The sequence below is a fragment of the Hydrogenophaga sp. SNF1 genome (genome assembly GCF_034421675.1).
In the GTDB taxonomy this organism is placed as follows: Bacteria; Pseudomonadota; Gammaproteobacteria; order Burkholderiales; family Burkholderiaceae_C; genus Hydrogenophaga; species Hydrogenophaga borbori.
Genome location: NZ_CP139793.1, coordinates 2328656 through 2343283, shown reverse-complemented (window position 1 = coordinate 2343283; position 14628 = coordinate 2328656). Strand labels below are relative to the sequence as shown.

15 protein-coding genes and 1 pseudogene are annotated in these 14628 nt (G+C 67.4%); 6 read left to right on the top strand and 10 right to left on the bottom strand.

The window, feature by feature from the left end; genetic code table 11:
• Positions 1 to 3: 3 nt before the first annotated feature.
• The 4 genes from SOM08_RS11150 to SOM08_RS11135 all read right to left on the bottom strand — a co-directional run bounded on the left by SOM08_RS11150 (position 4) and on the right by SOM08_RS11135 (position 4621).
• Positions 4 to 981: an HlyD family secretion protein gene (locus SOM08_RS11150; protein WP_116961000.1), complete on the bottom strand. Its 978-nt coding sequence runs from the start codon at positions 979 to 981 to the stop codon at positions 4 to 6.
• 1 nt (position 982) lies between these two features.
• A complete protein-coding gene (locus SOM08_RS11145; RefSeq protein ID WP_322468939.1) occupies positions 983 to 2437 on the bottom strand; it encodes a TolC family protein in 1455 nt (484 codons plus the stop codon).
• Positions 2438 to 2526: 89 nt separating this feature from the next.
• Positions 2527 to 3522, bottom strand: a complete 996-nt coding sequence (locus SOM08_RS11140) for an MBL fold metallo-hydrolase (RefSeq protein WP_416186957.1) — start codon at positions 3520 to 3522, stop codon at positions 2527 to 2529.
• Positions 3523 to 3667: 145 nt separating this feature from the next.
• Entirely contained in the window at positions 3668 to 4621 is a 954-nt protein-coding gene (locus tag SOM08_RS11135; protein ID WP_322468938.1) for a bifunctional helix-turn-helix transcriptional regulator/GNAT family N-acetyltransferase, read from the bottom strand.
• Between the two features lie 265 nt (positions 4622 to 4886).
• Between SOM08_RS11135 and SOM08_RS11130 the strand changes: the two genes are divergently transcribed.
• A complete protein-coding gene (locus tag SOM08_RS11130; protein ID WP_322470681.1) occupies positions 4887 to 7091 on the top strand; it encodes a TonB-dependent receptor domain-containing protein in 2205 nt (734 codons plus the stop codon).
• On the opposite strand, the gene SOM08_RS11125 is transcribed toward SOM08_RS11130, so the two are convergent.
• Positions 7081 to 8295 (bottom strand): multidrug effflux MFS transporter, encoded by a 1215-nt coding sequence (locus tag SOM08_RS11125; RefSeq protein WP_322470680.1) that lies wholly within the window; start codon positions 8293 to 8295, stop codon positions 7081 to 7083. The genes SOM08_RS11130 and SOM08_RS11125 overlap by 11 nt on opposite strands.
• Positions 8296 to 8371: 76 nt before the next feature.
• Complete coding sequence (locus SOM08_RS11120) at positions 8372 to 8965, bottom strand: hypothetical protein (RefSeq protein ID WP_116960994.1); 594 nt, start codon at positions 8963 to 8965, stop codon at positions 8372 to 8374.
• A 308-nt stretch (positions 8966 to 9273) separates the two neighbouring features.
• On the opposite strand from SOM08_RS11120, the gene SOM08_RS11115 reads away from it, so the two are divergent.
• Genes SOM08_RS11115 through SOM08_RS11100 form a run of 4 tightly spaced genes read left to right on the top strand, consistent with a single transcriptional unit; the run spans position 9274 to position 11300 of the window.
• A complete protein-coding gene (locus tag SOM08_RS11115; RefSeq protein WP_322470679.1) occupies positions 9274 to 9735 on the top strand; it encodes a DUF1810 domain-containing protein in 462 nt (153 codons plus the stop codon).
• 49 nt (positions 9736 to 9784) lie between these two features.
• The gene (locus tag SOM08_RS11110) at positions 9785 to 10174 is read left to right on the top strand and encodes an antitoxin Xre-like helix-turn-helix domain-containing protein (protein ID WP_322470678.1); all 390 of its coding nucleotides are present in this window, start codon (positions 9785 to 9787) and stop codon (positions 10172 to 10174) included.
• On the top strand, positions 10171 to 10878 hold the full coding sequence (locus SOM08_RS11105; protein WP_116960991.1) for an RES family NAD+ phosphorylase: 708 nt from the start codon (positions 10171 to 10173) through the stop codon (positions 10876 to 10878). The genes SOM08_RS11110 and SOM08_RS11105 overlap by 4 nt, the downstream gene beginning before the upstream one ends.
• 23 nt (positions 10879 to 10901) lie before the next feature.
• On the top strand, positions 10902 to 11300 hold the full coding sequence (locus SOM08_RS11100) for an ACT domain-containing protein (RefSeq protein ID WP_322470677.1): 399 nt from the start codon (positions 10902 to 10904) through the stop codon (positions 11298 to 11300).
• 28 nt (positions 11301 to 11328) lie between these two features.
• Here the strand turns inward: SOM08_RS11100 and SOM08_RS11095 are convergent, their stop codons facing one another.
• Complete coding sequence (locus tag SOM08_RS11095) at positions 11329 to 11814, bottom strand: hypothetical protein (RefSeq protein ID WP_322470676.1); 486 nt, start codon at positions 11812 to 11814, stop codon at positions 11329 to 11331.
• On the opposite strand from SOM08_RS11095, the gene SOM08_RS11090 reads away from it, so the two are divergent.
• Positions 11807 to 12358, top strand: a complete 552-nt coding sequence (locus tag SOM08_RS11090; RefSeq protein WP_322470675.1) for a helix-turn-helix transcriptional regulator — start codon at positions 11807 to 11809, stop codon at positions 12356 to 12358. The genes SOM08_RS11095 and SOM08_RS11090 overlap by 8 nt on opposite strands.
• A gap of 72 nt (positions 12359 to 12430) precedes the next feature.
• Here the strand turns inward: SOM08_RS11090 and SOM08_RS11085 are convergent.
• The 3 genes and pseudogenes from SOM08_RS11085 to SOM08_RS11075 all read right to left on the bottom strand — a co-directional run.
• Positions 12431 to 12643, bottom strand: a pseudogene (locus SOM08_RS11085) (IS5/IS1182 family transposase); the annotation flags it as partial.
• Positions 12644 to 12695: 52 nt separating this feature from the next.
• Positions 12696 to 13571 (bottom strand): SIR2 family protein, encoded by an 876-nt coding sequence (locus SOM08_RS11080; protein ID WP_322470674.1) that lies wholly within the window; start codon positions 13569 to 13571, stop codon positions 12696 to 12698.
• Positions 13572 to 14600, bottom strand: a complete 1029-nt coding sequence (locus SOM08_RS11075; RefSeq protein ID WP_322470673.1) for a ParA family protein — start codon at positions 14598 to 14600, stop codon at positions 13572 to 13574.
• Positions 14601 to 14628: the final 28 nt, after the last annotated feature.

Genomic DNA, 14628 nt, shown 5'->3' with positions numbered 1-14628 from the left:
GCCTTAGCGCACCAGCACGCTCATGCCGGGCCGCGCGCCCTCGATGGGCTGCAGGGGGCGGGCCCGGACTTCGAAGGTGCGCGCGTCGAAGCCCTGGCCCGCGCGCGTGGCGCGCCAGGTGGCGAAGTCGGGCAGCGCCGCGCTGTAGAAGACCTTGAAGCGCGCGCTCAGGCCCGGCAGGGCCGGCAGCGTGGCCTCGAATTCGGCGCCGATGGGAAAGCGCGAGAGCCGGTCCTCGCGCACGTTGAGCACGACCCACTGGTCGTTCAGGTCGACCACGGTGACCACGGCCACGCCCTGGGGCGAGAGCTCGCCGGGGCGCGCCAGCACCTTGGCCACCTCACCGGCCACCGGGCTTTGCAAGGCGGTCTCCGCACGGGCCGCCTCCACCTCGGCCACCAGGCCCGCCACCTGGCGCGCCTGCGCGGCGGCGGCGGCCTTGTCCTCGGGCCGCGCGCCGGCGCGCGCCATGTCGTACTGCGCGCGCGCGGCCATGGCCTGGTCGCGCGAGGCCTTGTAGTTGGCCTCGGCCTCGTCGCGCTTTTGCGCCGCCACCAGGCCTTCGCGCGCCAGGTTCTCCACGCGGCGGAAGGAACTCTGGGCCAGGTCGGCGGCGGCCTGGGCGCGCTGCCAGTTCAGGCGCGCCATCTCCACCTCTTCCTTGCGCGCGCCGCGCTCGGCCTTTTCGGCCACGGCCTGGGCGGCCTGCTGCGCGGCGGTGGCCTGGGCCAGCTTGGCCTCCACCTCGGGGCTGTCCATGCGCATCAGCGGCGTGCCCACCGCGACGCGGTCGCCCTCGATCACCAGCACCTCGGCGATGCGCCCGGCGATCTTGGGCGCGATGTCCGTCTCGCGCGCCTCCATCTGGCCCTGGAAGTAGTCCGGCGGCGGCGCCGAGGCGCGCCAGAAGCCGTAGGCCAGCAAGGCGATCAGCGCCGCGCCGGCGGCGGCCGCGGACAGGCGTTTCTGTTGAGGGCTCATGTCATTCCAGACGGATGTCGGCGCGCGCCATGTAGCCCGCGAATTCCTCGGACAGGCCGCAGGCTTCCAGCAGCGCGGCCAGGGCATTGACGTAGTCGTTGGCCGCCTGGGCGCGCTCGGTCGCCACCTTGGTGACGTTGGTGCGCGCGTCGATCAGGTCGAGCATGGTGCTGGTGCCTTCGCGCAGGCCGGCCTCGCGCAGGCGCAGCACCTCGTCGGCCAGCTCGGCGCCCGGGGCCATGGCCATGAACTGGCGACGCGCCTGCTCCACCGCCAGCCAGTGGCGCTCGACCAGCAGCGAGATGTCGGCCCGGGCCTGGGCGTCGGTGCGCTCGGCCTGCTCGATCTGCTGCAGCGTGGCCGCCGACAGCTTGTGCCGGTCCACCGAATCCCACAGGGTGTAGCGCACGCCGATGCCGGCCACCCAGTCGGCGTTGCCGCTCTTGAGCTCGCGTTGGCCGAAGGCGAAGACCTGGGGCTTGCGCGAGGCCTCGCCGGCGGCGTGCAGGCGCTCGGCCTCGCTCTTCTTGGCCGCCACCTTGGCCAGGCCGGGGTGGCGCTGCAGCGCGGCCGACAGGAAATGCGGCAGCGGCTCGATGGGGGCCGACAGCACGAACAGCGGGTTGCTGGGCACCACCGGGGTGTCGCTCTTGATGGTGCGCGTGAGCGCGGTGGCGGCCAGCTCGGCGTCGTCGCGCGCCTTCATGGCGTTGCGCCGCGCCTCTTCGAGCGCGCTGCGCGCCTGCAGCCGGTCCACCCGCGCGATGACGCCCGCGTCGAGCATCTTCTGCGCCGAGGCGTCGTGCAGGGCGATGGTCTGCAGCGCCGCCTCGCGCAGGCTGGCGGCGCGGGCGGCGAGCTGGGCGCCGAAGTAGCGCTGCACCAGCAGCGTGGCGAGCTCGTGGGTGGCCTTGTCGGCGTCGGCGCGCGACTCGCTGGCGCGCGCCTCCTGCACGCCGCGCACCGCGTCGGCCATGCCGCCGGCGTAGATCGGCCAGACCGCGCCGATGGACGCGGTGGTGCCGCTGTCGTGCCGGTTGTAGGTGTAGCGCGAGGGGAACTGCGGCACCGCCACCGGAATGGGCAGGTTCTGCAGCGGGATCGGCAGGCGCTGCTCCAGCTGCGCGATGCGCTGGTTCACCGGGTCGAGGTTGACGTCCAGGTTGGCGTTGTAGGCGTAGGCGGCGCCCGACAGGCTGACCACCGGCCCGCCCAGCCCGGCGAGGCCGCTGGCGCGCAGGTCCTCGCTGTCGGTGGCCGCGCGGGCCGCCGCCAGCCGGTCGGAGCGCCGCAGCAGCTGGTCCCAGGCGGCGGTGAAGGCGATGGGCGTGGCCGCCGGGCCTGGCGACGGCGCGGGCGCTTGTGCCGAGGCCGCGGCCGCGAACGCGGCCAGCCACAGGCCGAGCGAGCCGGCGCGCCAGCCCCTGCGGCCCCATGCGGTCAGGATCCTAGGCATATCGAGCCACCCCGGTGTCTGCGGCCGCCGCTCGAGCGCGGCCAGGAAAAGAGCCGATCGATTCTAGGCGACGACGCACGCACCGGGCCTCAGCGCCGCATGCCCTCGCGCTCCATCAGCAGGTAGGTGTTGTAGGCGTTGATGCGGTTGGCCGCCTGGAACAGCGGCAGCGATTCGAAGCGCGACCAGTCGGTGCGCGCGTAGGCGTCCTCGAAGGGCTCCAGGTTGGCCGCCGCCTCGCCCATGGCCTGGCGCAGGTGCACCAGGTAGTCGCGCGTGAGGCGCAGGTCCGCCGCCGGCTGCGAGGAAATGGCGCCGTGGCCCGGCACCAGCAGCTGGGGCTTGAGGGCCAGCAGCTGGTCCAGCGAGCGGATCCAGCTGCTGCTGTCGGCCTGGCCCACGAAGGGGATGCGCCCCTGGAAGACCAGGTCGCCGGTGAACAACACGCCCGTGCGCTCGTGCAGCACGACCAGGTCTTCCGGCGTGTGCGCGGGACCCACCGGCTGCACGCGCAAGCGCTCGCCGCCCAGTTCGATCACGGTCGGCCCATCGAGCCAGCGGTCGGCGGGCACCAGTTGCGTGCGCTCGTCGATCCAGGGCGCCAGCTCTTCGCGGCTGGCCTGCAGGCGCAGCCGGGCGGTGTCCGAGGCCAGGTACTCGCGCCCCTGCGTGCCGGCCACGATGCGGGCCCCCGCCGCCTTGAAGCGCTGCAGGCCGTAGATGTGGTCGGCGTGGTAGTGCGTGACGATCACGTAGCGCACCGGCAACGGGGTGATGCGCGCGATGGCGGCCAGCAGGCCGTCGGCCAGCGCGGGCGAGCCCAGCGCGTCGATCACCACCACGCCCTCGGGCGTGACGACGAAGGCGGCGTTGGAGATGAAGTTGCGGTTGGCCGGCGAGCCCAGCGCCGCCTCGCCCTGTGCCAGCCAGATGCCGGGCGCCACCTGCTGGACCGGCAAGGGCTGGGGCGCGGGCGTTTGCGCCAGCGCGCCGGACAGGACCCCCGCGCCCGCCAGCGCCGCCAGGGCGGCGCGCGCCCGGCGCTTCAGCCGGGTCCAGCCGAGGGGGTGGCCGGGGGCTTGCACACGGGAACGGGGGTGGGGGGCGGCCGTCTCATTCATAAGTAAATTCGAATGTAGCAGCGACGACACGAAAAGCCGAGTGGGTGTTTCTGAAGGTTCAGGACTTCAGGCGCGATGGGTGGGCGGGCCGAGGCCCCCCCGAACCGCCTCAAAGCTTCAGTTCCCAGGTCTCGCCCACCAGCGACTGCCCGAAGCCCTCGTACGGCTCCGACTTCACCCGCTCGAACCCGCGCTTGGCGTAGATCTCGCGCGCCGCCGTGAGGCAGCTGTTGGTCCACAGCACCATCTTGCGGTAGCCCTTGTGCCGCGCGAAGGCCAGGCATTCGTCGGTCAGGCGCGCGCCCAGGCCCAGGCCGCGCGCGGCCGGCGTCAGCAGCAGCATGCGCAGTTGCGCCGTGCTGGCCGACTGGCGCACCACGAAGGCCGAGCCCACGCGCTCGCCGTCGAGTTCGGCGATCCAGCAACGCTCCCAGTCGGGCTGAAACTCGCGCACGTACTTGGCCACGATGTCGGCCACCAGCGCCTCGAAGGCCATGTTCCAGCCGTACTCGCGCGCGTAGACCTCGCCGTGCTGCTGCACCACCCAGCCCATGTCGCCGGGGCGCGGCTCGCGCAGCACGGCCGCGCGCGTGCGCGGCACGGCCGTGGGGTCCAGCAGCCGCTCGATGCGCGCCATCGCGTCCACCACCGCCTGCTGCTCGGCCGGCGCCAGTGGGGCCAGCAGCGCCGCGGCCTCCTCGCGCGACTTCTGCTGCAGGGGCGCGAAGGCCGCGTGCCCGGCGTCGGTGAGGGTCAGCAGGCTCTGGCGCGCGTCCTTCGGGCTGGGCGCGCGGCTGAGCCAGCCCGACTGCTCGAAGCGCTTGAGGATGCGGCTGAGGTAGCCACCGTCCATGCCCAGCTCGCGCGCCAGCTCGGTGGCCACCAGGCCCGGCTGGTGCGCCAGTTCGTAGAGCACGCGCACCTCGGTCAGCGACAGATCGCCCCCCAGGTAGGGCGAGAGCACGCCCGCGCGGCGGGTGTAGAAGCGGTTGAAACGGCGCACCGCCTTGACGGCGGCGGCGGGCACGGGGCTGGGGGCTTGGGGCGTCGACATACTTGCCATTGTCAAGTTTTCATTTGCCAATGGCAATAAAAATCCAGCGCCCAGGGCGGTCCCCGCCCGGAGGCGCGGGCGGCACGGAATCGCCCCTTTCCCGATCAAAACTTAAGATCAAGTTAAGAAGAATCATTTTTATTTGCAATAATCCGTAACCAGCCAGCCAAGTTCGCCTTCTCCCGTCGGCCGCGCCCCTGTGCGCCGTGTGTGGGTCGGATTGCAGCCGTAGCCAGCCAGTCCGCCAACCCAACACATCCCACAGAGGAAGCTGATGTCTCGACACCTGACCCCGCCGCCCGCGCGGCGGCGCACCCCGCCGGCTGGCCGGTTCCCCCTGCAGGCCACCGCCCTCGCCTGCGGCCTGCTGTTGCTGGGCCACGCCCACGCCCAGACCGCCGAGGTCTCGCTCAGCGAGGTCGTGGTCTCCGCCTCGGGCTTCGAGCAGGAGCTCAAGCAGGCGCCCGCCTCGATTTCGGTCGTCACGCGCCAGGAACTGGAAACGCGCCAATACCGCGACCTGGCCGAAGCCCTGGCCGGCGTCGAAGGCATCGACGTGCTCGGCGGCACGGGCAAGACCGGCGGCCTGGACATCAGCATCCGCGGCATGCCCAGCGAGTACACGCTGATCCTCATCGACGGCCGCCGCCAGAACGTGGCCGGCGACGTCACGCCCAACGGCTTCGGCGCCGCGCACACCAGCCTGATCCCGCCGGTGGCCGCCATCGAGCGCATCGAGATCATCCGCGGGCCCATGTCCACGCTCTACGGCTCCGACGCCATGGGCGGCGTGATCAACATCATCACCCGCAAGGTGGCCAAGGCATGGGGCGGCCAGCTCACGCTGGAGACCGGCATTCCGCAGGACAGCGACTGGGGCGTGCAGCAGCGCTACAACCTCTACACCAGCGGCCCCCTCGTGCAGGACCTGCTGGGCCTGGCCGTGCGCGGCAACCTCTACCGCCGCGAGGCCTCGGACTTCGTGCTCGCCCCCGGCGCGGCCCAGCCCGCCGCCGCGCGCAACCCCGCCCCCGCCGAAAGCCGCCAGCACAACCTGGGCGCGCGCCTCACGCTCACGCCCAACCGCCACCACGAGCTCTGGCTCGACGTGGAACAGGGCCGCACCTGGTACGACAACAGCGACGGCCGCCTGGGCACGCGCGACGCCACCACCAACCTGCTCGGCAACAACCCGCCCGGCTACCAGGACGCCCTGCGCTTCAACCGCGACCAGGTGGCCGTGGGCCACACCGCGCGCCTGGGCGTGGGCCTGCTCGAGTCCAGCCTGATGCACACCGAGACGGAGACCATCGGCCGCACCATCCCCGGCGGCGCCGTGCCCGCCGGCGACCCGCGCCGCGGCACGCCGCGCGAGCTCAAGACCACCAACCTGGTGCTCGACAGCAAGCTCGTGGCCCCGGTGGGCGACGCGCACGTGCTGACCCTGGGCGGCCAATGGTGGGACGCCCAGCTCACCGACGGCCTGCTGCCCCAGAAGCACGACCAGACCCTGTGGGCGGTGTTCGCCGAGGACGAATGGAAACTCAGCCAGGCGCTGACCGCCACGCTCGGCGCCCGCTACGACAACCACAGCGCCTTCGGCGGCCAGGTGAGCCCGCGCGCCTACCTGGTGTGGGACGCCACCCGGCACTGGACCCTCAAGGGCGGCGTCAGCAAGGGCTTTCGCGCGCCGCGCCTGAACCAGCTCATCGACGGCGTGAGCGGCGTCAGCGGCCAGGGCGCCACCATCAACATCGGCAACCCGAACCTCAAGCCCGAGACCAGCACCAGCACCGAACTTTCGGCGCTGTTCGACAGCCAGGCCGGCCTGAGCAGCGCCGTGACCCTGTTCCACAACAAGGTCAAGGACAAGATCAGCAGCGGCGGCGACTGCACGGTCAACTGGGTGTCGAGCTGCTCGGCCAACCCCAACGCCACCTACGCCATCAACGTGGACGAGGCCACCACCTACGGCCTGGAGCTCAGCAGCCGTGTCCAGATCGCCAAGGACTGGGGCCTGAAGCTGGGCTACACCTGGACCGGCAGCGAGGTGATCGAAAACGGTGTGAAGAACGGCCAGCTGGCCAACACCGCCCGGCACGTGGCCAACGCCCAGCTGAGCTGGGACCCGAGCGACAAGTGGAGCCTGTGGCTGCGCGGCGAGTACCGCGGCAAGAGCCCGCGCTTCAGCGGCGACCCGGCCCGCCTCACCGGCAACAACCTGGCCATCTACCAGGCCGTGGGCGACATCAAGGCCCACGCCCTCTTCCACCTGGGCGGCGCCTACAAGCTGTCGAAGAACGTGACGCTCAACGCCAACATCTACAACCTGTTCGACAAGGACTTCCGGGAGTACCGCCTGGTCAACCTCAACGGCACGCCCACCTGGGTGAACGGGTACTTCCAGGGCGGCGCCTCGGTGAGCGGCACCACGCTGCCGGGCCGCACCTTCTGGCTGTCCGCGAACATCACGTTCTGAGGGCCTGGGGGCGCGAGCCCCCAGCCGGTCGCGCCAGGGTCAGCCAGGTCAGCGCCACGCTGCTGAACGAGCCCAGCGCCATGCCCACCACCATGGGCAGCGGCTGGCCGTTGGCGAACACGCCCACCACCGCCATGGCCAGGGCGCCCACCAGCATCTGCAGCGTGCCCATCAGCGCCGAGGCCGTGCCCGCGATGGGGCCGTGCTCCTCCAGCGCCAGCACCGACACCGTGGGAATCACCAGGCCCATGAAGGCGCTGGCGATGAAGTTCAGCGCCATCAGCACCCACAGAGCGTCACCGCCGAACAGGTAATAGGCCAGCAGCAACGCGATGGTGGAACCCGAGGCCGTGGCCGCCACCTTCACCATGGGCGCCAGGCCGAAGCGCCGCCCCAGCGTGGCGGTGAACTGCGAGGCGCCGATGAAGGCCACCGCGTTGAACGAGAACGCCAGGCTGTACTGCGTGGGCGTGAGCCCGTAGTGGTTGATGAGCACAAAGGGCGAGCCTGCCAGGAACACAAAGAAGCCCGCCAGCGCGCAACTGCCGATGCCCACCAGCCCGAGGTAGTGCCAGTCGCCCAGCAGCAGACGGTAGGCGCGCAGCGCGCCGCCGACGCTGCTGTCCACCCGCTGCTCGGGCGGGCGCGTCTCGCGCAGCGTGGCCCCCACCAGCGCCAGCCCGGCCACGGCCGCCAGCGCCACCGCCCAGAACACGCCGCGCCAGCCGGCCAGCGCGATCACCCCGCTGCCGGCCAGCGGCGCCAGGATGGGCGACACGCTGAACACCAGCATCAGCAGTGACATCAGGCGCGCGGCCTCGGTGCCGGTGTGCAGGTCGCGCACCACGGCGCGCGGAATGGCCATGCCGGCCGCCGCGCCCAGGCCCTGCAGGAAGCGGAAAGCCACCAGGGTCTGGATGTCGGACGCCAGCGCGCAGCCCACGCTGGCCACCACGAACAGGCCCAGGCCGAAATACAGCGGCGGCTTGCGCCCCACCATGTCGGACACCGGCCCGTAGAGCAGCTGCCCGACGCCCAGCGACAGGAAAAAGGCCGTCAGGCTGAACTGCACGGCGCCCACCTCGGCGCCCAGGGCGCTGCCGATGGCCGGCAGCGCGGGCAGGTACATGTCGATGGCGAAGGGGCCGATGGCCGACAGCAGGCCCAGGATCAGGGCCATTCGGTAATAAGAGGAAGATTGCATCGCGGCGATTTTCGTTGGGAGGGCAAATCCTTTTGGGGTGAGAGCCCTCCCAGGATCGGTCGCCTGGGCGCGGCGCTCAGCGAACGAAGTAGTCGTTGGCGTTGAAGTCGTTGGGGTAGCCGTCGGCGTCCACCGGCTGGCCCGACTCGGCCACGGAGAACTGAAGCCGGCCGCCTTGCACGTCGCCAATGGTTTTCACGTTGGTCAAACCGGTCATGCGACCGTCGGGCAGCGCGGTGAGGGTGATGCCCGCCCCGCCATCGGCGCTGGCCACGACCCCGACAAAGCGGGGAATGCCTTTGACCACGTTGTCCCGGCCGGCCCGGGTCACCGGCACCAGGCTCACGGTGAAGCGTTCCCTCACCAGGCCTTGTTTGACCGTGCAGGCGTCGTCGCTGTAGACCTGCACCGCGTAGGCGATTTCCAGCTCGTTGCTGCCTGTCTTCGTCAGCGTGACGTCGCGCACGCGGGCGGCGTAGTCCTTGTTGTAGACAAAGTCGGGCACGCAAACGTCGTGGGCGGCGTCGCGTTTCCAGACGCCTTCGAACTCCGCCAGCGACACCTTGGCTTGGTCGGCGGAGGCGGTCGCCGGGGCATCGCCGCCCCCACCGCCACAGGCGGCGAGCGACAGGCTGAAGGCGGTGGTCAACAGGGCATGGGACAGCTTCATGAAAAGACTTTCTTGGTTCTCGGACGGCGAGGCAGGACGGGGCAAAGCCTCCCGGCGGCTGGCCTCGCCGGGCAGCCGCTGGGACGGAAAAAAACGTGGATGGGGAGCGCGTGGGGCGAGGCGTCAGCGCGGGGCTGAAGGCCTGTCACCGGGCGATGGCGTCAGGGGCCGTTGGTGGGCGGCGACGGGGCGGCCCGGGAAAAACAGCGCGTGCGATTGCATCAGCGCCCAGGCCGACCGCAAATACCGCGAGGGCGGTAATTTCGTGCACCCTTGAGGGAGACAAGCCCGCCACCCCCCGCGCCGCCATGACCGCCCCGCCCTCGCCCCTCGACCGCTTCCTGCACGCCCAGGCCCGCGACTACCCGCAGGCCCTGGCCGAACTGAAGGCGGGCCAGAAGCGCACGCACTGGATCTGGTACGTGCTGCCGCAGCTGCGCGAGCTGGGCCGAAGCCAGAGGGCGCGCGAGTACGGCATCCGCGACCGCCAGGAAGCCGCCGACTACCTGGCCCACCCCGTGCTGGGCCCCCGCCTGGTGGACTGCGTCAACGCCCTGCTCGGCCACCCCGATCGAACCGCGGTGGCGATGCTGGGCGAGGTGGACGCGATAAAGCTCCGGTCGTGTCTGACGCTGTTTGCGGCGGTGGCGCCGCAGGAGCCCTGCTTCGCCCAGGCACTGGCGGTGTTCTACCAAGGCCAGCCGGACGAGCAGACCTTGCGCCTGCTGACTGAAGGACTCGAGACGAACAAGAATCCAGCAAAAAATTAAAGAATTTCCACGTAAAATTTCACTGGAAAGCCTCAATGGGAGTCTCATCGTGAAACGCCTTGCCCAGCAAGCCCAGCCCAAACCCCAGCCCCAAGCCGACCAGGTCCTCGCCAAGGCCACGGTGCGCGCCAGCCAGTTGCTGGGCCTGTCCGGCGCCGACCTGGGCCGCACCCTGGGCCTGAGCGAGCCCAGCGTCTCGCGGCTGGTGCGCGGCGACAAGACCCTCAACCCGCAGTCCAAGGAAGGCGAACTGGCCCTGCTGCTGGTGCGCGTCTACCGATCGCTGGACGCCCTGGTGGGCACCGACGACGCCAAGCGCCGCGCCTGGATGGGCACCCCCAACGACGCCCTGGCCGGCGTCCCCCTCAAGCTGGTGCAGAAGGCCGAAGGCCTGGTGGCCACGCTGAACTACCTGGACGGCATGCGGGCGCCCGCGTGAGCGCCTGGTCCACCGAATGGTTCGCGGCGGCGGGCGCCACCGCCGTGCGCCGCACCCTGGCCTGGCGCGGCGTGGAGGCCCAGCACGTGGTCTCCACCCTGCGCCTGGTCGACGACCCCGACGAACAAGCCCTGCTGGAACAACTGCTGGACGACAGCAAACCCGCCCTGCCCGCGGCGGCCCAGGGGCTGCACTACCTGCTGGCCACGCCCTTCCGCTACGCGCCAGCCCACGCCAGCCGCTTTCGCGCGGCGCACGCCAAGGGGCAGTGGTACGGCGCCGAAACCCTGTTCGCCGCCGGCGCCGAAGTGGCCTACTGGCGCCACCGCTTCGTCAGCGACAGCGAAGGCCTGAGAGACCGCGAGCTGCTGACCGAGCACAGCTTCTTCCAGGGCCAGATCGAAGGCCCTTCCATCGACCTGAGCGCCCCACCCTGGCACCAGGCCCGCGCCGACTGGACGCAGGACAGCGACTACAGCGCCACCCACGCCGTGGCCACGGCGGCGCAGGCGCGTGGCCTGCAATGGCTGCGCTACGAATCCGTGCGCGCGCCGGGGCAGTTCTGCGCCGTGGCCCTGCTGCCCCAGTGCCTGCGCGAGCCCCCGGGCGGACTCGACGGCACCCTGCAAACCTGGCACTGCAAGGCCACGCGGCAACGGGTGATGCTCACGCGGGGGCGGGAGCGGTGGGCGTGGGATTTCTGAACACCGGAGCGCCGGATCGACACATGCCCGCCGAACACCACCTCCCCACCCTGCTGAAGCAGATGACCCCCTCGGTCCACCCCGAGGTGTTCGTTTTCTGCTGCTTTTCCAACGGCCGGCTCCCCGAAGCGCTCAGCCCGGTCGGCAGCTTCCATGAACCCGAGGGCCTGACGGCCATCGTCCCGCTGCGGCAGGCGCAGGCGCTGGGCCTGGCGTTCCAGTTCGAATCGCGGATGGTGACGCTGACCATCCACTCGGCCCTGGACGCCGTGGGCTTCCTGGCCCGCATCAGCGCCGCGCTCGCGGCCCGGGGCATCGCCTGCAACGTGGTCTCGGCCTTCCACCACGACCACCTGTTCGTGCCCAGGGACAGGCTGGACGACGCGCTGCAGGCCTTGGACGAGCTGTCCCGGTCCGGCTGAGGCGGGGCCGTTCGACGCCAGGGTCGCCTCACGCTCTACGCCAAGCCGCGCCGGAAGGGCCTGGGTCTGGCCCTGCAGGGCGCGCGCGGGCCGCTTCATACAGCAGGCGCCGGCCGGCGGCCTCGCCCACGGGCTGCAGATCGGTGTTGCGCAATTGCGGGTCTTGGCCCAGCTGGAGCAGCAAGGGGCCGAGGGCCGGCGACTCGCCCGGCGCGGGCGCCCACAGCGCGCCTATCCACTCCAGTGCCCAACTGGGCCCCGCCTCGCGGCGCCGGTCCAGGCGCGCGATGCCGCTGAGGTCGGCAATGGGAATGCGGGCCAGCAGGTCCAGCAGCGTCGTGTCCCAGGCCACCAGCGAGGTCTGCGACCGCTTCTGGCCGTTGCAGGACACCTCATGAACCAACAGGTACCAGGGCCGCTCCAGCGCGAGCGTGATGGCCGGCCAGTGCGTTTGGGGCGGGGCGACCTGGGTGGGGTGGAGGTGCTGGACGAGGCCGGGGGCGGTGATGAACACGGTGGGAGTCCCAAAGGCCAAAGGGAGGGAAATTCTGCCTCAAAGTATTTGCACGAAGGCTTTCGAAGCCAACACTTTTTTTGTGTCTGCCAAAGCCCCCGATACACCCCCCTTTCTTGCCCCACTGGCTGCGAACCTGATTGCTCTGCGAGCAAAAGGTAACTGGAGCCTTGGCGCGCTGGCGGAGCAGGCGCGTGTGAACCCACGAATGATCCGGTTGATGGAGCAGGGGCAGGTCAACGTCTCCTTGAACACGGTGGACAAGCTGGCCCGGGCGCTCGGCGTCACCACCGGCTCTCTGGTCGGCCTGAGGCCAGTGGCCCGACAAGAGGGTGATCCGCCGATCGAGGAGGTGCTGGCACACAAGCTCGTCTCGGCAAGGAAAGCGCTGATGCTGACCCAGGACACACTGGGGCAGCGGTCGGGCGTCAGCATGTACGTCATCGCGCACATCGAGCGCCAGGCGCGCAACCCATCGCTTCAAACGCTGGCGAAGCTTGCGGCTTCGCTCGATCTATCGCTTGAGGCGTTGTTGAGCAAATAGATCGGGCTGGGTCGAACGGGTTGTACTGATCGGCTGAGAGTCGGATTTGCAGCGGGAGCTGTCAGCTCAGTTGAACCACTGCTGCAGGAAGTGAATGCGCAGCATGGTCTCAGTCGCAAACGGCGGGCGCCCGCCCTTGGCGCTAGGCGCCGGCGCGTGCGGCGCAATCAGCGCCGCCAGCTCGGCCCACGGCACCACCAGGCTCATCTCATCCAGGAACTCGCGCTTGCGCGTCCTCTTGGTCTTGCGCTCGAATCCGCTCTCGCCCAAGCTCATTTGTTTCATGTCGGCAATGTCTCACATCACGCGGGGCGGGCCGGCGTTGTGCAGACCTTCCCTAGGCATCGGGATTTTCATTCCGATAGGCCAGCACCCTATCCACGAGCTGCCGAAGGGATTCTTGGAGCCCCACATAGTCTCCTTGATCAAACTCAAGAAACTCCAAATTAAATGCCTTCGCAGCGGCATTTTTCAAAGCTGCATGGGCACCTCTCTCCACAACAAAGTAGTGCCTATTCGTACTGGGTGCAGAAATATTCGCATTCTCCAACGCCAACTGAACATCTGGATCATTCAAGCTGTAGCCCACAAACAATATCGTATGAGTGAGACAAAGAGCATCCAGAATTTTGAAAAAATGCGGATGCAATCTCCGAGCATTAAAATAGCTCGATCTAGTAAGTACAAGATTGTCTGTATTGGTAATACATCCATGAGCCTTAACAATTATCCGCGCAGGCGATCGCAATTGCTGAACAAGATGGTGGTCAGTGTAGCGAATAATATTGTAGCCATCGGCCGCACTTCCTTTTGTGCAATATCTATCGTAGATCGTATCGTAGTTGGTCGTTATCACGATTTTAGGGTCAAGAGCCAATATTGATTCATGCACGGAAGATTGCGAAAATCTTGGTAGCTCAAGAATTTGCCGCATGCAATCGGCATGATCAGCAGCATTAAGAGAAGCCGCAATAATCTCCGCTGCATCCAAGTATTTAAATTCGTCGATCTGTTTCTCGACAAAAGCTCTATCCGCACTCGCCTCAGGCAATTTACTCGCTAACGCACGCAACAACTGAGTCCAACTAGGTGGACGACGAGTCAAATCACCGACAGTTGGCGTGCAATCGGCAGAAGCCCCTGCCCCCAAGAAGACGATACATCTCCTAGCGGCCAACTCCTTTATCAAGGACCCTCCCCATTCAATCATCATCTACTCCAAGCCGGTATTGACGATGAAGTTCGTTGCAATTTCCTGCATCCTCCCTTCGTAATTTTCAATCATTTTGTAGTGCGAGCCCACAATCCCATCTCTAGAGGCGAGTTCGCCAATAGGTGCCGCTCTAGTCTGCGCGAGTGGGATTAAGCTATACATATGAGGAACGTCTCCCAACTTTGCATCGCCTCCATTCAAGGTCGGCGCGCCAAAATTGGCCTGCAACTGAGCGATTTCCTGGGGAACTTTGCGCAAAATTTCCTCATATCGATCCGTAGCGATTCGCTCGCCACCCTTGGATTTAGTAAGGTATTGATTTAGCGTATACCCGACAAATCCAGACCTGATGCTAGGTACCCTAGGAATGTCGTATCGATCCAACGCGCCTGCAGTCAACTCATCACATCGTCGAACGCCATGCTCGTACGTGGCAATAGCATCGCTAAGCCACCTCTGTATGTTTCGAACCCCTAAAATGCTAAAGATATCCGAACCCATTGGCGTAACAAAATAGTCACACCCCAAGAGAACACTTCTATTAATTGCCCCAAGGCTTGGCCCAACATCAAAAAGAATCAAATCATAGTGCTCCGCAACTTTCGAGCACAGCAAACGCGCCCAGTTAGTTTTTCTGTAGCCTCCGATCTGCCCAGCCGACACCTCTGACCAAGCCAAACTGAGCCGGTCTTCCAAAAACGAGAAATCAGGATGTCCTGCAATAACGTCACACTGGAAGCGGTTTCTGTCTCGATAAATCGGGGCGAATTGATCACTAATTTGCGAATCCCCCTCCTGAATTGGCCTCATAAGATCCGCAATCGTAGTTGCAGGCTCATGATGATCATTCCAATAAAAAGAAGACGCAAACTCCTCCCCCATAACGAGCTGAGTCGTATTGCATTGCGGATCGCAATCAACCAACAACACCCGAACACCCATCTGAATAGATAAATAGGCTGCCAAATTGCAAAGCAGTGTAGTTTTCCCCACCCCTCCTTTGTTATTAAACATCGCGACAGATTTCATGAACACCTCAACGCTCTAAAAAAGCAAC